This window comes from Nocardioides epinepheli, from assembly GCF_037936805.1.
GTDB lineage: Bacteria > Actinomycetota > Actinomycetes > Propionibacteriales > Nocardioidaceae > Nocardioides.
Window position 1 is genome coordinate 1 of the sequence record NZ_JBBMMC010000005.1, and the last position, 20009, is coordinate 20009.

General features: G+C 71.0%; 19 protein-coding genes. 11 read left to right on the forward strand and 8 right to left on the reverse strand.

Translation table 11 applies throughout. The features are described 5' to 3' along the window. Positions 1-272: 272 nt before the first annotated feature. From WMR31_RS08080 to WMR31_RS08090, 3 genes are all read left to right on the forward strand, one after another. Positions 273-914 carry a hypothetical protein gene (locus WMR31_RS08080; protein ID WP_340538282.1) on the forward strand — a complete coding sequence of 214 codons (642 nt, stop codon included), beginning with the start codon at positions 273-275 and terminating at the stop codon, positions 912-914. After that, positions 911-3814, forward strand: coding sequence for a hypothetical protein (locus WMR31_RS08085; protein WP_340538283.1), 2904 nt, complete (start codon positions 911-913; stop codon positions 3812-3814). Before WMR31_RS08080 ends, WMR31_RS08085 begins: the two co-directional genes overlap by 4 nt. A gap of 162 nt (positions 3815-3976) precedes the next feature. Continuing rightward, positions 3977-4771 carry a hypothetical protein gene (locus tag WMR31_RS08090; protein ID WP_340538284.1) on the forward strand — a complete coding sequence of 265 codons (795 nt, stop codon included), beginning with the start codon at positions 3977-3979 and terminating at the stop codon, positions 4769-4771. A 43-nt stretch (positions 4772-4814) separates the two neighbouring features. Here WMR31_RS08090 and WMR31_RS08095 read toward each other — a convergent pair whose 3' ends face one another. The 5 genes from WMR31_RS08095 to WMR31_RS08115 form a co-directional block, all read right to left on the reverse strand. Then, a complete protein-coding gene (locus WMR31_RS08095; RefSeq protein ID WP_340538285.1) occupies positions 4815-5171 on the reverse strand; it encodes a hypothetical protein in 357 nt (118 codons plus the stop codon). Positions 5172-5302: 131 nt separating this feature from the next. After that, a complete protein-coding gene (locus tag WMR31_RS08100) occupies positions 5303-5665 on the reverse strand; it encodes a hypothetical protein (protein ID WP_340538286.1) in 363 nt (120 codons plus the stop codon). Between the two features lie 85 nt (positions 5666-5750). Then, complete coding sequence (locus WMR31_RS08105) at positions 5751-5993, reverse strand: hypothetical protein (protein ID WP_340538287.1); 243 nt, start codon at positions 5991-5993, stop codon at positions 5751-5753. Between the two features lie 641 nt (positions 5994-6634). Beyond that, entirely contained in the window at positions 6635-7501 is an 867-nt protein-coding gene (locus WMR31_RS08110) for a hypothetical protein (protein WP_340538288.1), read from the reverse strand. 352 nt (positions 7502-7853) lie between these two features. After that, positions 7854-9359, reverse strand: coding sequence for a recombinase family protein (locus WMR31_RS08115; protein ID WP_340538289.1), 1506 nt, complete (start codon positions 9357-9359; stop codon positions 7854-7856). Positions 9360-9409: 50 nt separating this feature from the next. On the opposite strand from WMR31_RS08115, the gene WMR31_RS08120 reads away from it, so the two are divergent. From WMR31_RS08120 to WMR31_RS08135, 4 genes are all read left to right on the forward strand, one after another. Next, on the forward strand, positions 9410-9613 hold the full coding sequence (locus WMR31_RS08120) for a thiamine-binding protein (protein WP_445321618.1): 204 nt from the start codon (positions 9410-9412) through the stop codon (positions 9611-9613). Positions 9614-9617: 4 nt separating this feature from the next. Further along, complete coding sequence (locus WMR31_RS08125) at positions 9618-10040, forward strand: YjbQ family protein (protein ID WP_340538290.1); 423 nt, start codon at positions 9618-9620, stop codon at positions 10038-10040. A gap of 45 nt (positions 10041-10085) precedes the next feature. Next, positions 10086-10457: a hypothetical protein gene (locus tag WMR31_RS08130; RefSeq protein ID WP_340538291.1), complete on the forward strand. Its 372-nt coding sequence runs from the start codon at positions 10086-10088 to the stop codon at positions 10455-10457. 82 nt (positions 10458-10539) lie between these two features. Beyond that, complete coding sequence (locus WMR31_RS08135; RefSeq protein WP_340538292.1) at positions 10540-12813, forward strand: DUF3376 domain-containing protein; 2274 nt, start codon at positions 10540-10542, stop codon at positions 12811-12813. Between the two features lie 88 nt (positions 12814-12901). On the opposite strand, the gene WMR31_RS08140 is transcribed toward WMR31_RS08135, so the two are convergent. Continuing rightward, positions 12902-13912: a glycosyl hydrolase family 18 protein gene (locus WMR31_RS08140; RefSeq protein ID WP_340538293.1), complete on the reverse strand. Its 1011-nt coding sequence runs from the start codon at positions 13910-13912 to the stop codon at positions 12902-12904. Positions 13913-14021: 109 nt separating this feature from the next. On the opposite strand from WMR31_RS08140, the gene dxs reads away from it, so the two are divergent. From dxs to WMR31_RS08160, 4 genes are read left to right on the forward strand one after another with little or no spacing between them, the layout of a single operon-like run. Continuing rightward, positions 14022-15944, forward strand: coding sequence for a 1-deoxy-D-xylulose-5-phosphate synthase (gene dxs, locus WMR31_RS08145; RefSeq protein ID WP_340538294.1), 1923 nt, complete (start codon positions 14022-14024; stop codon positions 15942-15944). Further along, positions 15928-17355: a hypothetical protein gene (locus tag WMR31_RS08150; RefSeq protein WP_340538295.1), complete on the forward strand. Its 1428-nt coding sequence runs from the start codon at positions 15928-15930 to the stop codon at positions 17353-17355. The genes dxs and WMR31_RS08150 overlap by 17 nt, the downstream gene beginning before the upstream one ends. Continuing rightward, complete coding sequence (locus WMR31_RS08155; RefSeq protein WP_340538296.1) at positions 17352-18314, forward strand: proteasome assembly chaperone family protein; 963 nt, start codon at positions 17352-17354, stop codon at positions 18312-18314. Before WMR31_RS08150 ends, WMR31_RS08155 begins: the two co-directional genes overlap by 4 nt. After that, positions 18311-19201: an acyl-CoA thioesterase gene (locus WMR31_RS08160; RefSeq protein WP_340538297.1), complete on the forward strand. Its 891-nt coding sequence runs from the start codon at positions 18311-18313 to the stop codon at positions 19199-19201. The genes WMR31_RS08155 and WMR31_RS08160 overlap by 4 nt, the downstream gene beginning before the upstream one ends. Here WMR31_RS08160 and WMR31_RS08165 read toward each other — a convergent pair. Both WMR31_RS08165 and WMR31_RS08170 read right to left on the reverse strand, forming a co-directional pair. Then, the gene (locus WMR31_RS08165) at positions 19082-19648 is read right to left on the reverse strand and encodes an NUDIX hydrolase (RefSeq protein WP_340538298.1); all 567 of its coding nucleotides are present in this window, start codon (positions 19646-19648) and stop codon (positions 19082-19084) included. The two genes, WMR31_RS08160 and WMR31_RS08165, sit on opposite strands and share 120 nt — an antisense overlap. A gap of 9 nt (positions 19649-19657) precedes the next feature. Then, positions 19658-19951 carry a CBU_0592 family membrane protein gene (locus tag WMR31_RS08170; RefSeq protein WP_340538299.1) on the reverse strand — a complete coding sequence of 98 codons (294 nt, stop codon included), beginning with the start codon at positions 19949-19951 and terminating at the stop codon, positions 19658-19660. Positions 19952-20009 lie beyond the last annotated feature (58 nt).

Consider the following 20009-nt stretch of genomic DNA (forward strand, 5'->3'; position numbering starts at 1 on the left):
GCCTTGCCTTCGACACCGGCCAGCATCGAGTTTCCTATGTCCTGAGACATGGGTTTCCTATGTCCTGAACCAGCACAGCTTCCCGAGGAGAAATGTACGTTCCCACGACGTCTCGCCGGGTGAAGCACGAGAACCGTCCCAACATCGGCTAGCTTCAGCATCTCGGCGATTGGGGGACGATGAGCAGCGGCGATGGGGTCCAGGTATCCCAGGTTCTTGAGCCGGTCGACGGCCTCTGGACAACCCGTCGGCGCCGTCTCCAAGGTGCGTTGGTGCAGCGTGACGAGCTCTTCGCAGATCTCTACGGCCGTGCAATCGATGCCCTTGGCGAGCAACCGCTGCGGCGTGGATCGCTGGTGATCGCGGGTCACTGCATCCGCGACCTGGTGAACGGACTTCCCGACGTACTAACGGACGTCGAATCTGTTCCCGCCTACAGCGACATGACAACGCCCTCCCGTGACCTGTCAGATGCGTGGGCGAAGCATGAAGACATTCTTGGCCCCGGTGACTTGGAGGAAAGCTTCCCGGCTGGGGCCGGCCCGGCACCGGACGTTCGGGTGACGGTGCCGAGCGTGATCGTGCGTGCCGCCAGGCGCGTGGTAGCAGCCAGTCGGGCGGCGGACCTCAATGCACGTCGACGCCACAGTGCCCTCGTCCTAGGGCGGGTGGAGGTCAGACAGGACCCGACCGTGAAGGTCTTCCGCGAGAGCGTCGCGGTCTTCGAGCGTCTGAGGCATCCCCAGCGCGGTCGCGAAGTCGTCATCGCCGAAGACACGCTTCCGCGGCTACTGCGGTCCTTGGAAATCATCGAAGGAGCTCTCGAAAGCCGCATGGGCAGCTTCTTCGCGACGGTCGAGGACCTAATGGATGTGCTCGGCGCTGCGAACGAGCGGGAGGTGGACGGTCAGTGACAGCCGACGACTTGTCGGGCTGGCGAGTGCCCGACGCGGACCTGATTCAGACGGCTCTGTCCAGAATCGGGGACCAACAGCATCGGCGCGTGTTCTTCGAGCGCCTGGAGAACCCTCAGTGGGTTACGGCCCTCGACGTCCAGCACGTATTCGACTCTCCGCCAGAGACGGTCGTCGACGCCGCCGGACGCGAGGTGTGGACACCTTGGCCCGAGGGCGAGTATCTGGTGAGAATGGCGCCACTCGCGCCCAGGGCGGTAAGTCGAATCTTGAGCCGCGTGACGGAGAGCGCTAACCCATACGTCCATGACCTGGTGCTCCAGGCGGCGATAACGCTTCCACCGGACGAGGCGCGAGCCCTCGTGCCTGCCATTGATGGGTATCTGACCGCGGGCACGCTGCGAAACGGCGAACAGGTCGTGACCCTGGTCGAGAGGCTCTCGACCGCGGGGCTTCGAAAGCCCGCCGTCCGTCTCGCCCAGGCCGCCTTTCGACCCAGGTCGGTCGATGTGCCGGACGGTGCAGACCGGCCCCTTCGACGGACAGTGATAGCCGGCCTGGAGAGGTACTGGTACGAAGAGCTCCTGCCCAGGGTCGCGGAGGCACTTGACCCCGTGCTGGGTGACGGCGTGCTGACGATGCTTGCAGCGTGGCTGGAGACGTACCAGGAGGTCTCGGGTGAGTACAACCCCGAGACGGGCAACGATGTGAGCTTCATCTGGCGTCCGGCCATCGGTGATCACTCGCAGAACAACCGCTACCACGAGCTCGGCGACTCCCTCGTGGAAGCCGTGCGCAATCGAGCGTTGGCCGACATTGCACGTGGGCGTCCCGTGGCCGAGGTCCTGGCGACCTTGGAAAGGTCCGGACAGCCCCTCCTTCAGCGGATCGGAATGCACGTGCTGGCTCGCAGTGCGCCGGAATCCGAGGCTGCCCGCGAGGATGGCGTTCAGCGGCTCATGGAGCCCACGCTCATGGATGACACGGCCTATCGACACGAGTATGCGGAGCTCGGTCGGGCGGTCGTTCCGCTCCTTACGCCCGCGGAGCTGGATGGCTGGGAGGCAGTCGCGTTAGAGGGCCCGCCTGTGAGCAGTGAGGTGGTCGAAGAGCGGGCCCGGCGCCGCCTGCAGCCTGACGAGGACTTGGACGAGGTCGTTCAGCGCTATCGGGAGGTGTGGCAGCTCAACTTGCTCAGCGGGATTGGGGCCGAGCTCTTGCCCGGACTGGCGGCCGCACGCCTGAGTGACCTTGTGGCCAAGTACGGAGAGCCGGAACATCCGGATTTTCCTAGCTACATGAGCTCGTGGTCAGGCCCCAATAGCCCTGTCACCCAGGAGGACCTGGCCGAGAGAGACGTTTCTGACATTCGAACGTTTCTGCGGACGTGGGCTCCCGAAGGCGACGAGCCGTGGGGTCCATCCGTTGAGGGGCTTGCTCGCACCCTGCAGGGCGTCGTCGCGAGTCGACCACAGGAGTTTTCTGCGGCGGCGCCGGACTTTGCCGAACTCGATCCGACCTATGTCCGAGCCTTCTTCTCGGGCCTAACGGATGCGGTGACGGCCGGGGCCAACATCGATTGGCCGTCCGTGATCGATGCTGCTCGGCTGGTTTCGATGAACAGCGACGACGGGGCGGACTTCGACGGGGGGATGGACCAGGACGTCGTCTGGCGCTTCGCGCAGAGAAGCGTCGCGGGGCTCGTGGAGCGGGGTTCCACGGGAGACATCGAGAACGGTCTCCCAGCCGAACTCCTGTCGCGTGCCGTTGATGCCATCGCACCTCTTGCAAACCATCCCGATCCGACCCCTGAACACGAGGAGCAGTACGGCGGTTCCAACATGGACCCGCTCACCTTCTCGCTGAACACGACGCGTCCGGCCGCCGTGCGTGCGCTAGCTCGCGTCGTGAGCCGCGCGAAGGAGCTTGAGGACCGGGAAGGTGCTGCTGAATATTCTCGGTCGGCAGTTGCTGCGGCTCTTCCGCTTCTCGACGGTCGGCTGCGTCCAGATCGGGATGAGAGCCTGGCGACCGCCGCCGCTTTCGGCGAGGCCCTGGGGCGGTTGATCTGGGTGGATCGTGAGTGGACGGTGGATCGTGCAGGGGAACTGCTCACCGACGACGCGTGGGGTGACGTTGTCCTCTCCGTAGCGCTCTCCACGTATCGACCCTCACGTGCGATTGTCGACGTGGTTGGGCCAGCAGCTCGCCGGGTGATTGCGCGCGTGGCCGCCGGAGGCACAGCGGTTTCTGGGTGGCGCACCGATCGCTCGCCGGTAGAGCTCATCGGTGATGCTCTGGTGCTTCTCCGGATTCAGGGAGCCATCGAGCCAAACGATCCTCTGCTGGCCTACTTCTTCGAAACGGCGCCTGTGCGCTCGCGAACCAGGGTTCTCGGGCATCTCGGTTGGCTGCTCATGCAATCTGATGACGTTCCCGGTGAAATTCTCGACCGAGCGCGGGAGCTCTGGGAGAGCCGCGCGCAGGCGGTTGAAGAGGGCCAAGCGAGCATCGATGAGCTCGCTGACTTCTACTGGTGGGTCCGCTCGGACAAGTTCGACCGTTCCTGGTGGCTGCCTCGTCTGCTGCAGGCGCTGGCGTCCGACGAGTTCGACGCAAAGGGAATGCTCGGAGAGGTCCTCGAAGAAACCGCCCCTAGCGCTCCCGGGCAAGTGGCCGAGATTCTTGAACGCCTGCTCACCAAGCGTGGGGAGCAGCCCTTCGCCCGATACGACCTTGTGGAGCATGCCCCAGCAGTTATCGCCGAGGCTCTGGACAGTGCGGACCCTGAGGCGAGAGCCACCGGCGAGCGGGTCATGGACCTCCTCGGACGCGGGGGTCATCTGCGGATCGCCGAGCTGGTCGAGCAGCACAGGTCCCGTCGTGGAGCCGCCGGTTAATTGGGCTTTACTCGACTATTTGGAGTGCGACCTCTATGGCCGTACATAGTCCGAGACGCTATGCCGATTCGGGGGCGCAAGAGCCCCGGGAGGAGGGGGGTCCCCAGGGGTGTGCGGAGTCTCGGCGCGACACTGTCGGTGCCAACGCTCACACTGTGTGTCATGCCTGAAATGCGCGGTGAAGAGTTGTGGGTGGGCGCTTGTGTGGAAGCCGCGCTGCCCGGAGTCCAGGTGGTGCAGCACGACGACGGCTCGCGGCCGAGTATGTATGACCTGGACCTCGTCCGAGGGGGCGTGCCGTTCGCGGCGATGGAGGTCACGGCGGCAGCCGATGGCGAGTCCATCGAACTCTGGAACCTCGTCAACGGCTCGGATGATCGTTGGATCGAGCCGAACCTGCTGGGCGGCTGGATGGTCACGGCGACGCCGAGAGCCCGAGCGAAGCGGCTCAAGAAGGAACTACCGCCCCTCCTCCGGACGCTTGAGAATGCCGCGGAGGGGCCGGAGCGGCAGGCCGCCGCGGAGCGTCTGTTCGAGATGGAGGTCGTCTCGGCGAACCGAAGCGCGACCGACTTCCCGGGAAGCATCTACGTCACTCTCCAGCGAGACCCCGACCGGACCGGCGGGGCCGTGCCGCTCACGGGGGACGGCCTCGTAGCGTGGCTCAACGATTGGATCAGCGAGCCGGCCCAGGAGCACAACGTCGAGAAACTGCGCGCCGCGCCGCATCGCGAACGGCATCTGTTCGTGCTTCTTCCCGGCTTCACGACCGCCCCATTCAGCGCGTCAGACGTCCTCATGCGCCCGGATGGACCGCTGCCGGAGGTCGCCCCAGCGCTGCCCGAAGGCGTCACCGACGTCTGGCTCATGAGCACCTGGTCGACGGGCGACTTGTTCCACTTCAGCGTCGATGGCTGGAGCCGCTCACCCAAGGTGTTCGAAGTCGAAAGCGCGTGAAGGCGGGACGGCCCATGGAGATACCTGGGCCGCCCCCGGACCATCACCGGCGACGAAGGGCCTCCAAGTGGGCCTCCAGAGCCACGGTGCGTCGGCGCTTTGCCTCGAAGGTCCCGGTGTAGTCGCCATTCCTCCATGCGTGAAGCTCGGACTCGACCGTCCGGAGTTCGCGGACGTGCGCCTCGCCCAGGCGGGCGGCGAGGAACTCCTCCTGTTCGAAGACGTCGACCTCGACAGCATCGACTGGGAACGCGGCTAGGGCGGCGAGCGCGGACTGGCCCTCCGCGGCCTTGCGTTTCTCCGCGAAGAGGCGGGCATGCGCTGCATAGAAGGCGTTCTCGAAGCGGTGGGTGCGCTCATCCTGGGCGGTGTCCTCGGCCTGGGCGGCGAAGTGGTCCAAGGCGTTCAGGGCGGACAGGGCGGCCGCGCGCTTCGCCGCGATGGCGTCCGCCTGACGCTGGGCCTCAACGGCCTCGGCGTGGAGGGCGCGAAAGGAGGGGAGGAGCGCCTCGCGGATGGCGGCGCGGTGCTTCAGGACCCCCGCCTCGTAGGCGTCTCCAGCGCCTTCGCGCGGTTGAGGGCCGCGGTCAGGGCGTCGGTCGCGACCTTCACCCGTGCCTTGGCCTCCGCCTCCGAGATGGCGGGCGGGACCCTCTTGCCCGTCTGTACCGCGGCCCGAATGGCGGCGTCCCTCTCTGCGGGTGCAGCGAGGGCGTGGTCCAGGTCGTCGTGACGGGCCTCCACGTCGGCCAAGGCCTCCAGGTAGGCGGTGTGTAGGTCCCCGACCTGGGACAGGTCGGGGCCGGTCAGAACGGCAGGGGGCACCTTGGCGGCGTCGGGGTGGAGTTCCACGAAGCCGGGACTGCTCGGGCGGTGGGCCTGCTTCGTCGCCATGGTGGCGGGTCCTTTCGGTGGTGGGTGTGAGGAAGTGCCCGGCGGTAGCGGACGCAAGAGCCGTCGGCCGGGCCAGCCGTGTTGTTCAGCTCCGCTCTCCCAGGGCGCTACGCGCTCCGCGCGTGACGGCCGCGGGCGGCTGTTGGAGCGGGTCGCGGGTGCCGGAGAGGCGCTCGCACGACTCTCGGCACGCGGCCCGGTGGACGATCTGGGCTTCCGCCTCGGTTTGGAGCGCGGCGATGTGATGCGCCGAGGTCGCGGGAGTAAGTAGGTGCCGGACCAAGACGCCGTCGTAGGTGATGAGGACCGGGGTGGCACGCGTCGTCACCGGCCGGCCTCCTGGGCCTCCAGGAGCGCCAGGGCCTTGCGAACGCGATCGGCGGAGGGGCGCGGACGGAGGCGTCGGTGTCGACGCATCCGACACCTTGGCGAACAGGTCACGCGGTTTGCGTACGAGGCTTCCGAGAGCGGTCGGCCGCATTCGGAACAGAGGATCACGAGGTTCTCCATCGGACAGGCCGGAAGGCACCCCGGCGGCGGTGGCTTGCTCGCGAGGGACGGCCCCAGGACCGGCGCGGAGGAGGCGCGCGTGCCGCTTCGGACAGATCGGAAGCCTTGCGATCTCGAGCGGTGATCCTGGGGCCGTCAGCACCCGGGCCATGTGCCTGTCGTGCCACGGACAAGCGGCCGTGCAGGGAGACACACACCGGCACCCGAAAGGCGTTGCCGTTGCAGCTCTCTGCTCGGAGAACCTTGGCCGCCGCGGTTCAGGTGTCCGAAGCCCGTCGTCCTCCCAGGGCCCAGGGCTAGCGGCCGGGGCCTGGCGCAGGAGAGGCCGCAAGAACTCGCCGCAACTTCCCACCGCCGCCGCTCCTGCATGGGCCCAGAGACGCCGAACCCCTCGATCCGCGGGCCCACATGCTGTCCACTGCCGGGGCCGAGGGTCGGCGCGTATCTGCCGAGGACGGGTCAGGCGGCCCCCTCCGAACGGGTTCCAGGGACGACGTAGAAGAAGGCGCCGCGGACCTTGCGACGGCGTCCGAGGAAAGCGTCCAGGGCGGCGTACGTCCGGACTTCTCTAGGCAGGCGCAGGCGCTCCGGGAGGGTCGGGTCGTCCTCACGCTCCGCGGCCATCTCCGCGGGCGTGTGGTCCGCATACTCCGCGATCCAGGAGGCGGCGGTCTCTTGGACCGCGGCGACGGCGACGGCCGCCGGGATGCGGTTTCCCGGGGCGAGGTCCGCGCCCCAGATACGGGCCGCCCAGGCGGCGGTCTGCTCCTCTTGGAGCCGGACCCGGGCGCGGTAGGTCGCAACGCGCTCGGCGGCTGCCTTCGGGGCGGGTCGACGAGCCGAGGGTTTCCGAACGGTGGCCTGCCGCGGCGCGAGGACGCGAACCTGGACGGCAACGGCGCGGACATAGTCCTCCGCGGACCGTTGCTCCAGGGTCGCCAGGGTCCGGAGGTCCGCGTACGGGCGGCCCTCGTCATGGACGGGCGGGAGAGTCTCCAAGAGACGACGGAAGCGCGGCATGAGGTCGCCGGTGGCCAGAGCGCGGGCTGGGGCGGTCGCGTCGCCCTGCGGTCGTAGCGCGAGGGCTCCGGACTCCTGCCAGACCTCGAAGCGGTTACGGAGGAGCGGTAGGACCAGCACTCGCGCGACCGTCCGAGGACCAGGCACGACGATGCTCCGGCCGAGGGTGTGCGCGCGTAGGCGGACGGGGTTCTCCGCCCGGTTGGGGCGCTTGCCGACTTCTGCCTGGGCGTGAGCGTGGTCCGGGGGCGGGCCGTCCTCCGGTACAGCGGCCAGGGCGGCGTACGGGTCACGGTGGTGGGTCATGGGTGGGACTCTCCGGGGTTCGGGGTGGCGGGGCGGGGCGCCCTCGTGAGGCCAACCTTGGCCGGGGGGATCCGGTTGGTTCACGGTGACGTTCGGCGGAAATTCCCTATAGGTGGTGGGGGTGCCGTCGTCGAGCGCTAGCGATGAAGCCAGGTACGTATTCGTCACTGTGAACACGTCCCATCCCCCGCGAGGAAGTGGCCGGAGGGAACCTCGGCCCCGCGGCCCCGCCTGGTTCACGGCCTCCGGCCGAGGGGGTTAGAGATGCGGTCGCCGCGCACGCCCAGAGACGGCGAAAGGCCCCCGCCTCCACCAAGGAGACGAGGGCCAGGCCGCGGGGGTTGGGGGCGGACTACGCGGCGGCCTCCTCCAGGTCTTGGCGCTCGGGACGCGCCAGGGTGGCACGGTCGGGGGAGTCTCCGTCCGCGATCTGGCCCACGAGGTAGTCGACCTCCGCGTCCAGGCGCACTCGCGCCGGGTCCCAGGTCCCGCGCCGCTTCGCCGGTCTGACCGTGACCGTCACGCCTAGGTCCGCCATGTGCGCCCGCTTCTCGTCGTCCGTCCAGGAGGCCCAGGCGTCGCCGTACGCCGTGAACGTGCGCTTCGTGATGACCTGGCGGTCCGACTTCTGGAGGCGCTCCCGCTCCGCCGTGAGGTCCGCGATGCGCGCGAAGAGGGCGGGGAGGTCGGCCGTCCCGGTCCGCGTGATGCCCGCGGTCGCGGCGGTCAGGGCGACGTCCACTTCCGCCAGGGCCGCCGTGACGGAGACGTTCACGAGGCGCTCCACGACCTCCACGCCGGAGAACGACTGGAGGAACTGGCGGGCGGCCTCCTCCTCCGTCTTCTCCGCATCCACGAGCACGTGGGACCCCTCGCCCAGGCCGCGGCACCCGTAGAAGGCCACGCCGCGACGGTTCCGCCGGATGAGGCGCTCCCCGCACGGGCAGACCACCAGGCCCTCCAGGAGCCGCTTCGGGGCCTCCAGGCCCGCCTTCGTGGCGGCGCTCCTCGCGGCGTCTCGGGCCTCGCGCGTGAAGAGGGCGCGCACCTGGGCGGCCACGTCGTCGTCCACCAGCGGCTCCCAGGCACGGACCGGGGAGCAGTCCTCGCCGAGGACCGGGCGGCGCTCCCGGGTTGGCTTCCCGTGACCGTCCAGGACGGCCTCCGTGAGGAATCCGGAGACGTGGAGCGCCCGGGCCAGGTTGAGGACGGACGGGGCCTTCCAGGTGCCGCCCGTCGACGTGGGGATGCCCTCGGCATTGAGCGCCCGGGCGAGGCCGTTCACGGAGACGCCCGCCAGGAGGTCCGCGTGGATGCGCCGGACGACGGCGGCCTCCTCGGGGACGACCTCCAGGACCTTCCCGATCCCGTCCGTGGCCTTCACGGGACGGTAACCGTAGGGCCGGGGACCGCCGCTCCATCGCCGCTGCGACTTCAGGAATGCCTTCGTCGCCTTCAAGCGCTCGCCCGTGGTGGCCGACTCCAGCGCCGCAAAGACCTGGAGAATCTCGACCATGGCGCGGCCCATCGGCGTCGTCGTGTCCAGCGGCTCCGTCGCGGAGATGACCTGGAGGCCCTCGTCCAGGAGCGCGCCCATATCGACCACGGACCGTGCCACGCGGTCCAGCCTCCAGCAAAGGAGCGCGTCCGCCTCTCCGCGCGCGATGCGGGCACGGGCGGACGTGAGGCCCTCCCGGTCCAAGCGGGACTTCGTGGCGCTGACGTCTTCGTCCACTTCGGTCCCGACGAGGGTCCAGCCGCGCGCCCGTGCCGTCGACTCCAGGACCTCGCGCTGTTTTGCAATGGACGTGGAGTCCTCCATCGCGCGCGAGATGCGGACGTAACCGACTACCTTCATGGGGTGCGACCTCTTCCTCTATCCGGTGGCCCCGGAACATTGGCCGCGTCATGTGCCCTAGTTCCCATGCGGGGGAGTGGGACGAGGTGATGGACGTCGTGAAGCGGGCCGTCGACGTCGTCGCGGCCGTGTCACCGCGGGTCGGCCTCGTGCTCAAGGCCGACATCCGGCCCGGTCACACCGGCGAGCTGGCGGGCAAGGTGGAGCGGATCGAGCGGATCCTCGCCGAGGGCACCGACCGGCCGGGGGAGTAGCCCGATGCACAGCGAGGCCCGGCACTACCGCACCGGCAACACCGAGCGGGTGCTCGATCTCACCGGCGACGCCGAGGCGTTCGTGGCCGAGGTGGTGGCCGGCGGTGGCGGACCCGACGGCCTGCTCCATGTGTTCGTGCCCCACGCCACGGCCGGCCTCGCGATCATCGAGACCGGGGCCGGCAGCGACGACGACCTGCTCGCCGCCCTGGCCGATCTGCTCCCGGCCGACGATCGCTGGCGGCACCGGCACGGAAGCCCTGGGCACGGGCGCTCGCACGTGATGCCGGCGATCGTGCCGCCGTACGCGAGCGTGCCGGTCATCGAGGGCCGGCTGATGCTCGGCACCTGGCAGAGCATCTGCCTGGTCGATCTCAACGTCGACAACGACGCGCGTGAGGTCCGGTTCTCGTTCCTCGCGGGTTGAACGCTCGGGTTTTATTCGAACAGGTGAGCGAGTAGCCTGGACGGCATGACCTCCGTCGTGATCCCGCCCGGCTGGCCCGCCGGCGTCCGACCCGCCCACACCCGGCACTGGGAGCTCAGTGCCGAGGCCTGGCTGCTGGACCTGTGCCCGCCGGAGTACCGGGGCTATCCGGTGCTACGGCGTCATCTGGTCGTCCTCGCCCGGTTCGCGGTGCGGCACGTCGAGGCGATGCAGGAGGGCTGCACGAAGAGCCTGAGCGCCGCGCGGGCCGAGCTGCGCGGGGTGGTGGCCTCCGATGTCGCCGAGCGTGCGGTCGAGACGTGGCTCACCGAGGAGGCACGGCTGCGCGCGCTGCGCCGCGAGGTCGGGCTGGTCGAGTCGGCGCTGCGGGGCACCGAGTTCCGGGCCTCGCTGTGAGCTCCCGAGACGCGCGCGCCGGTCCTGATACTGGCTCCTTCGGGGCATGTGGAGTGTCCCCGGCGCGTGGGAGATTGGAAGCATGACTAGACCACCCGCCGTCGAGACCCGGTTCGCCGTGGTGCTCAACGGCGGGGTGAGCCTGGCGATCTGGATGGGCGGCGTCGTCCACGAGCTCAACCGGCTTCGGATGGCCTCGCTCGGGGCGGCGCCCGAGGGCGACGGCGGAGCAAACGCCGGCGAGCGGTGTGTCCACGACGCGTGGCGGGCGATCCTCGAACGCACCGGCCGCTCGGTGGTGGTCGACGCCGTCGCCGGCACCAGCGCGGGCGGCCTGAACGGCGCCTTCCTCGCCACCGCGGTCGGTCGCGGCGCCGACCTGCCGCTGCTCAAGCCGGTCTGGAGCGGCCTGGCCGCCCTCCAGCGCGGCGCGCTGCTGCGCTCGGACAAGGAGGCGGCGCCGTCCGTGCTCGACGGCGAGTACTTCGCCCGCTCGATCGCCGGCGTCGTCGACTCGATCACGCCCCGGAGCGATATCGCCCCCCTCGAGTGCACACTGCTCCTCACGGCCACCGCCCTGCGGCCGGCACCGCGCCGCTACGACCTCGAGGGCGGCCTGGCCGCCTGGGCCGTCGACAGCCGGCGGGTCTACCGCTTCCGTCGCCTCGACGACGCCGACGGCGCGACCATCGAGGATCACTTCGACCCGGGCGACGACGGCGCCGGCCAGACGATCGTCACCGCCGCCCGGGCCTCGGCCAGCTTCCCCCTCGCCTTCGAGCCGGTGTGGGAGAGCGCGGCCCTACGGGAGCGTCGTCGCGACGCGGCGAACCTCGACCCGCCGACGTGGCTGATCGACGGCGGCGTCCTCGACAACGCGCCGTTCGAGCCGCTGCTCGACGAGTTGCGCCATCGCGCCGTCGCCGCCCCGTTCGAGCGGGTGGTCCTCTACGTCACGCCCAGTGCCGCCGCGCAGGCGGTGGCGGGGCCGCCGTGGACCGGGGGAGACCCGCCCGATCCCGCCCAGATCGCCGGCGCCGTGGTCAGCGCGATCCGCGAGCCCGATCAGCGTGCCGACCTCGCCACCCTCGCCGAGTCCTTCGAGCGCGCCTCGTTCACCCGCTCCGGGCCGGCGCACCTGCTCGCCGACCTGCTCTCGCCGAGGTCCACCACGCTGCTGGCACCGGACGCGGCGCTGGTGTCGGCCGATGCGCTGTTCCCCGCCTATCGCGCCCGACGCCTCGAGGAGGCCGAACGCTGGCTGCTCGGGATCGACCGACCGCCTCAGCTGGTGCCGCCGCTGGCGCTCGAGCTCACCGACGACGAGTGGCCGGTCGTCCCCGAAGGACCGCTTCACGACCCCCACGACTGGCAGTGGGGGCTGCCGACGGCGGCGCGGATCCTGAGGTGGTGGGGGCGCGCCCTGGTGCGGACCAGCGGCGAGCTGCCCGGCCTCGACGTCGCCTTCGGCGTCCTCGACCGGGCTCAGCGCCGGGTGCGGGCGCTCCGGCGCGAGGAGGACGATCGCCTCGCGGAGTCGATCGAGGCGACGACGTCCCCCCACGCGCGGCTGGTCGCGCTTCGCAAGCTGCACGAGGAGCTGGGAGCGCGGACCGAGGTCGCGAGGCTCGTCGGCCAGGTCACCGACGCGGTCGCGGCGGCGTGGGGCGGGGGCGGCGGTGCCGAGCTTGCGCAGTACTCGCTCGACCTCGAGGTGGTCGCCTCGGCGCTGGCGCTCGACACCAGCGACCGGCCCGGCTTCCGCTACCGGCAGGTCACCCCGGCGGCGTCCCCGCTGATCGCGGTGGAGGCCACCGGCTACGCCGACTGGCCGGCCAAGAAGCTCTACGGCGAGCGGTGGGGTCACTTCGGGGCCTTCGGGTCCCGCGACGGCCGGGCCCATGACTGGCTCTGGGGCCGCCTCGACGGCGCCAGCGCCCTGTGCGAGTACCTCCTCGGCCCCGACTTCGCCGACGACCCCGCCTGCCAGGCGCTGGGCCGGGCGATCCTCGCGGCCGACGGCATCTCGCCGGAGGAGCTGGCCGACGACGCCCTGCGCGCCTATCGGATGACGCCCGACCAGATGCTGCGCGACATGGTGGCCGACGACCCCGTCGCGGTCGGCGACTCCCTCGACCTCCTCGTCGACACCATTCCGGAGGTCCTCGGGCAGATCCACGGCGCCGGGCCGGCGCTGGAGTGGGTGCTGGCCCGCGACATCGACCACGACGACGTCCCACCGGACGCCGGGATCGGCGAGCGACTCAAGCTCGGCCTCGCCCGGCTCTCCACGATGCCCATCCGGCTCTACCTCGACCACGTGATCGACCACGCCACCGACCCGCAGTCGCGCTGACCCGTCCGCTATAGCTGACGGGTCACCGTCCGATTCGCGCTGACCCGTCCGCTATAGCTGACGGGTCAGCGTTCGTGGAGGGGTCGGGTCAGGGGAGTGGGTCGGCGGTGCCGAGGCGCCACAGGGCCAGGCCGCGCAGGTCGTAGGCGCGGGCCAGGTCGACGCGCAGGGCCCACGAGCGTGCATCCGACCACCACAGTCGGCGCCCGTCGGGAAGCCGGGCCGACCACTCGCCGGCCCGCCGGTGCCAGACCGGCTTGACGCCGGCGCGCTCGGTCGCGCGACGCGCCCAGCGGGGCGCGAAGGAGCGACCGGTCCCGTCAGGCCGCCAGGTGTAGCCGTAGCCGGCGACGCCGAGGTCGAGCCTGGCCGCCGGGACCCGCTCCAGGGCCGCCTCCACCGCACGCCGCTGCCAGCCGAGCCCGCCGATCGGACCCGGCTCCGACCACGACGGGCCGTGCTGGTCGTAGGCCATCAGCTGGACGGCGTCCGCGGCCCGCCCGAGCCGGCCCATCAGGTAGCCGCGCGACCGGTAGGCCGCCACCGACGTCGCCGCGCTGACGTCGATGGTGACCGTCCTGTCGGCCGGCATCGCCGTCTGGAGCTGCTCGACCAGCGAGGCCAGGCCGGCCGCGTCGGAGCGCCGGACCCGCTCGAAGTCGACGTTGACGCCGTCCCACCCACCCGCGGCGACGCGCGTCGCCATCAGCCGTGCGACCCGCCGGATCGAGCGCGGGTCGGAGAGCAGCGCGTGCACGGCGTCCTCGTCGAAGGCCTCGAGACGGTTGCTGTAGTTGGAGAGCAGGAGTTCGGTGTGGAGCCCGCGCGCCCGGGCCAGCCGCCCGACCCGCACCACGCTGTCCGACGGCGGTCGCACCCGGCGTCCGTCCGGCGTGATCGGCGCCGCGGCCACACTGACGGTCGTCAGCGCGTGGGCGTCGCGGTCGAGCACCTTCGGCGGCAGGCTCCCGAGGGCGTAGCCGGTGACGGCCGGCTCCTCGGCGGCGTCGACGGCGTCGGCAGGAGCGGCGCCCAGGATCACGGCGAGGGCGAGGGGGACAAGGAGGACACGGAGATGGACGAGACGGCGACGCGGCACCCGACCAGCATCGCCTACCGGCGGCCTCCGCGCCGCCGGTTCGGTGTGGTCCGGAGCACGTGGCTCGCCGATCCCGGCGGGCGGGCTACGAACCGGTAATCTCGGCGGCATGTCTGTGCTGGAGTCCATCACCGGGCCGCGTGACCTGCGCACCCTCGACGACGACCAGCTGGCGACGCTCGCCACCGAGATCCGGGATCTCCTCGTCCAGACGTGCGCACGCACCGGCGGACACCTCGGGCCGAACCTCGGTGTGGTCGAGCTGACGCTGGCCATCCACCGGATCTTCGACTCCCCACAGGACCGCGTGGTCTTCGACACCGGCCACCAGGCCTACGTCCACAAGATCCTCACCGGCCGCGCCGCGGACTTCGACGGCCTCCGCCAGGAGGGTGGGCTCTCGGGCTATCCCAGCCAGGCCGAGTCGCCGCACGACATCGTGGAGAACTCCCACGCCTCCACCGCGCTGAGCTACGCCGACGGGCTCGCCAAGGCCTACCGGATCCGCGGCGAGGACCGCCACACCGTCGCGGTCATCGGCGACGGCGCCCTTACCGGCGGCATGGCGTGGGAGGCGCTGAACAACATCGCGATCGCGAAGGACAGCCGCCTGGTCATCGTCGTCAACGACAACGGCCGCTCCTACACCCCCACCGTCGGCGGGCTCGCGACGGCGCTCACCTCGCTGCGCACCAACCCGCGCTATGAGCACTTCCTCGACCTGGTCAAGAAGCGCCTCAACGCCGTCAAGGGCGTCGGCCCGGCCGCCTACGACGCCCTGCACGCGATGAAGCGCGGGCTCAAGGACGCCCTCGCCCCGCAGGGGCTGTTCGAGGACCTCGGCCTGAAGTACGTCGGGCCGATCGACGGCCACGACGTCGCGGCGATGGAGCAGGCCCTGGCCCAGGCCAAGCGCTTCGGCGGCCCGGTCATCGTGCACGCGCTCACTCGCAAGGGCTTCGGCTACGACGCCGCCGAGCGGCACGAGGCCGACCAGTTCCACTCGCCCGGGCCCTTCGATGTCGACAGCGGCTCGGAGCTGCCCAAGGGCGCGATCTGGACCGATCACTTCTCCGACCACATGCTCGAGATCGGCGCCCGGCGTCCCGATGTCGTCGCGATGACGGCCGCCATGATGCATCCCGTCGGTCTCCACAAGTTCGCCGCGGTCTACCCCGAGCGCACCTTCGACGTCGGCATCGCCGAGCAGCACGCCGCGACCTCCGCGGCCGGCCTCGCGATGGGTGGCCTGCACCCGGTCGTGGCGGTCTACGCGACCTTCTTGAACCGTGCCTTCGACCAGGTGCTGATGGACGTCGCCCTCCACCGCTGCGGGGTCACCTTCGTGCTCGACCGCGCCGGCGTCACCGGCGACGACGGCGCCAGCCACAACGGCATGTGGGACATGTCGGTCCTCCAGGTGGTGCCCGGGCTGCGCCTGGCCGCACCGCGCGACGTCACCCGGATGCGCGAGCTCCTCGACGAGGCCGTCGAGGTGGCCGACGCGCCGACCGTCGTGCGCTTCCCCAAGGGCGCCCCGCCCGACGACGTCCCTGCGATCGACAAGGCGGGCGGCGCCGACGTCCTGGTGCGTACCGGCGCGCTCGACGTGCTCGTGGTCGCGGTCGGCTCGATGGCCAGTGTCGCCGTCGACGTCGCCGACCGGCTGACCGCCCAGGGCATCGGCGTCACCGTGGTCGACCCGCGGTGGGTCAAGCCGGTCGACCCGGCCATCGTCGAGCTCGCCCGGCGGCACCGGCTGGTGGTGAGCGTCGAGGACAACGGCCGGGTCGGCGGGTGCGGCGCGGTGCTGCTCCAGACCCTCAACGACGCCGGCGTCACCACGCCGTTCCAGCTCCACGGGATCCCCCAGGAGTTCCTCGGCCACGCCAAGCGCGCCGCGATCCTCGAGCGGATCGGCCTCACGCCGCAGGCCCTGGCGCTCGGGATCGTCGAGGCGATGTCGGCGCTGTCCGACCAGTCCGAGCAGGAGAACACCGGCCGCGCCGACGTCGATGCCGATCGCCGCTGACCGACGTCGCCGAGCACTGCCGGTGCTCGCGCTCCTCGTCGGACTCGGCTGCCTCACCGCCTGCGGGTCCGACCCGGTCGAGCCGGACGGCTCGGCGTCGGTGGGGCCCGATGACGCGAGCGCGTCGTCCGAGCCGTCGTCGACGGGCGCCCCGAACGCCCGGATCGACCCAACCACCACACCGGTACCGGGCGCGCCGGCCGCCCCGACCACGCCGCGTCCGGTGCACCCCGACGTCGCATCGTCGCTCCAGGCCGTGCTCGACGAGCGGGCCGCCGCGGTGCTGGCGCACGACGAGGACCGGTTCCGCCGGGTGCTGACGCCCGGCGGCGAGCTCGCGACCACCGAGTCCGGCTACTTCGCCAACGTGACCCAGCTGCCCCTCTCCGCCTTCTCCTACCGGCTGCTCCCGGAGTCGCTGGTGCGCCTCGACGACGACTACTGGGGCGTGGTCGAGCTCACCACGAGGCTCGGCGCCTTCGACCGCGCCCCGGTGCGCACCCTCGACCGCTTTCGCTTCACCCCCACCCGTTCCGGGTTCGCCATCTCGGCCACCACCGACGCCGAGTGGGAGCGGGAGCATCTGGGCCGGCCCGAGCCCTGGGACGTCGACGACGCCGGGCAGGTGCGCGACCTCACGGTCGTGAGCGCCCCGGGGGTCCTCGGGGTCTTCGATGCCGGCACCGCGCCCCTCGGGCCGCGCACGGCCAGGATCGCCTCCGCCGCGCTCGCCGACATCGCCTCCCGCGTGCCCTACGCCTGGCCCCGCGCGACGGCGTTCTACGCGTTGTCGGACCCCGGCTACCTCGACGGCTTCGACCGCCTGCCCGGTGGTGACCCGCAGGCACTCGACGCCATCGCCTTCACCGTCGCCGCCGGCCCCGACGACGCCACGGTCGCCTCGGAGCGGTTCACGCTGAGCCCGGCGGCGACCGGGCTCCTTGGCCAACGCCGTCCCGGCGACCTGGCGCGGCTGGTGCGCCACGAGCTCGCCCACGTCGCTGTGGGCACGCACGACGATGCGGCGCCGGTGTGGCTGCGCGAAGGCGTGGCCGAATGGCTCTCGATGCAGGCCGTCCCGGCCCCGCGATGGCGGGTCCCGGCCCGGATCGTCGCGGAGGCCCGTGACCGGCGGCTCACCATGCCCACCGACGCCGCCTTCAACGGCGCGGGGGCAGCGGCCCACTACGCGCTCGGTTGGTGGGTCTGTGAGTGGATCGTGCGGCAGCGCGGCGAGCAGACCCTCTGGGCGCTGCTCGACGGATTCGCCGGGGCCGCCCAGGATCCCTCGGGGGAGACCGCGGTGCTGCGCCGGCACCTCGGTCTCACCGTCGACCAATTGGCTCGCCGTGGCGCGGCACTGATGGTGCGTGAGATCGCCGAGCCGTCCACCCCTAGGCTTGCGGGGTGAGTTCGGAGCGGCTGGTGCACATCGTCGACGAGATCACCGGTCTCGACGGCGTCGACGAGGTGCCGATGATCGTGGCGCTCGACGGCTTCCTCGACGCCGGCACCTCCTCCGCGTTGGCCGCCCGGCACCTGGCCGCGCTCAGCGACGGCGGCAGCGTGGTGGCGACGTTCGACGTCGACCAGTTCCACGACTACCGGGCGCGGCGTCCGGCGATCTCGTTCGTGCGCGACCACTACGAGCAGTACGACGCCCCGCGGCTCGTGGTCCGGCTCCTGCGGGACGCCGGCGGGACGCCGTACCTGTTGCTGCACGGACCCGAGCCGGACAATCGCTGGGAGGCCTTCACCCGCGCCGTGCGCGAGGTGATCGAGCGGCTCGGCGTGACGCTCACGGTGAGTCTGGGGTCGGTGCCGATGGCGGTCCCGCACACCCGGCCGATCGCCGTCACCCATCACGGCACCAACCCCGACCTCCTCGTGGGTGAGAATCCCTGGGACGGTGAGCTACGGGTTCCGAGCAGCGCCCAGGCCCTCCTCGAGCTGCGGCTGGGGGAGTGGGGCCACGACGCCGTCGGGTTCGTGGCGCACATCCCGCACTACCTCGCCCAGCTCGAGTACCCGCAGGCCTCCGCGGTGCTGCTCGACCAGGTCGAGCGCACCGCCAAGCTGACCCTCGACCTCAGCGCCCTGCACGACGCCGCCGCCGAGCGCGAGGAGGAGATCACGCGCTACCTCGCGGGCAACGAGGAGGTCGGCGAGGTCGTGGCCTCGCTCGAGCGGCAGTACGACTCCTTCGCCCAGGCCGAGGAGAGCGGCGCGAACCTGCTCGCCGAGGACCAGCCGCTGCCCACCGGCGACGAGATCGGGCGGCAGTTCGAGCAGTTCCTGGCCGGTCTCGAGGGCCCCGACACGCCGCCCGACACCCCTGACACCCCTGACACTGCGGAGGACGACACGTGAGCAACGAACCCGAGCGCGCCCCCGACGTCGTCGGCGGTGACGACCTGATCGGGCTGCTCGACCTCGAGTACCTCGACATGGACCTGTTCCGGGGCAAGCAGCCGGACACGACCCGCCAACGGGTCTACGGCGGGCAGGTCGCCGCGCAAGCCCTCATCGCCGGTACCCGGACCGTCCCGGAGGGCTACCACGTGCACTCGCTGCACTCCTACTTCCTGCTTCCGGGCGACTACACGGTGCCGCTGATCTACGACGTCGAGCGGATCCGCGACGGGCGCTCCTTCCTCACCCGTCGCATCGTCGCGCGTCAGCACGGCGAGGTGATCTACTACCAGACCCTGAGCTTCCAGCGGCACGAGGACGGATTCGAGCACCAGGAGCCGATGCCCGAGGTCCCGGCACCCGAGGAGGGCATCGACCTCATGGCGTGGCTGCGGGGGCGTGGCCACCAGGAGGCGGACGCACTCAGCAAGGAGTGGGCCGCCCTAGACGTCCGGTTCCTCGGCAACTCCCGGCGGGGACTCGAGGCCGACCCCGACCATCCAGCGCAGGCCCGGATGTGGATCCGGATCCTCGGCGACTTCGGTGACGACCCGGTCGAGCACCTCGCGGCGTTCACCTACGCCAGCGACGTCTCGCTTCTCGGCGCCTCGCTCTCGGCCCACGACGGTGCCGACCCCACCAACGTCCAGATGGCCTCGCTCGACCACACCGTCTGGTTCCACCGGCCGTTCCGGGTCGATGAGTGGTGGCTCTACGACCAGTGGTCACCCTCCGCCGGCGGGGCCCGCGGCCTCTCGCTCGGCCGCGTCTTCACCCGCGACGGCACCCTTGTGGCCACCGTGGCCCAGGAGGGGCTGATCCGCCCGGTCCGACGCGATCCGTGAGAGGACCCCTGGCCTCAGCCACGGCACCACCCCGGCCGGGTAGAGAGGGATCGACTCCTCGGCGTCATCGAACCGGCGCCACACCACTGGCACCGTCGATCCGTCGCTCTCGGTGAGCATCGCGCCCGCGCGCGAGGGCTCGGGATCGAGACGACCGAGGTAGACGAACACGATCTCGTGCCCGACCTCGCCGTCGATGCGGAAGATGTTCTCGACGCACGTCACGAGCCTCAGGTCGCAGATGGTCGCGCCCAGCTCTTCGTCCACCTCGCGGATGATCGCCTCGCGGTGGGTCTCACCGAGTTCGACGCTACCCCCGATCAGCCGGTGGTAGCCGGCGGGATTCTCGGCCGTGGGCGGATTGAGCGTGACCGCGTGGGTCGCACCACCGGCGTCCGGGGCGACGAGCATCGCCTTGACGCGGATCACGGAGCGGTCGATCAGCACCCGACAAACCTAGCGACCGATCAGCTCCAGTGGTCGGGCGCTGGTGGACTCGGCGCGGCGTCGTCGGTGGTTCTCGGCGACGCCCTGCGACAGTGCGTGGACGGCGGTGACGGCCCACACGACGTTCGCCGCGACGCTGGGCCAGGCGCCGTACATCGTGCTGGCCACGGCGCCGAGCACTCCGCCGACGGCGTTGAGGCAGGCATAGGGGAAGGACTGGGCGCCGAGGCGACCGCGCGCCACGAGGAGGTAGGCGACCAGGGTGCCGACCATGCCCAACCAGCCGAGTGTCGCTGCCATCATGTCGCCATCGTGACGCCTCGGAAGGGTAAGAACAATTGCACTCCGATGAAGCGGGCAT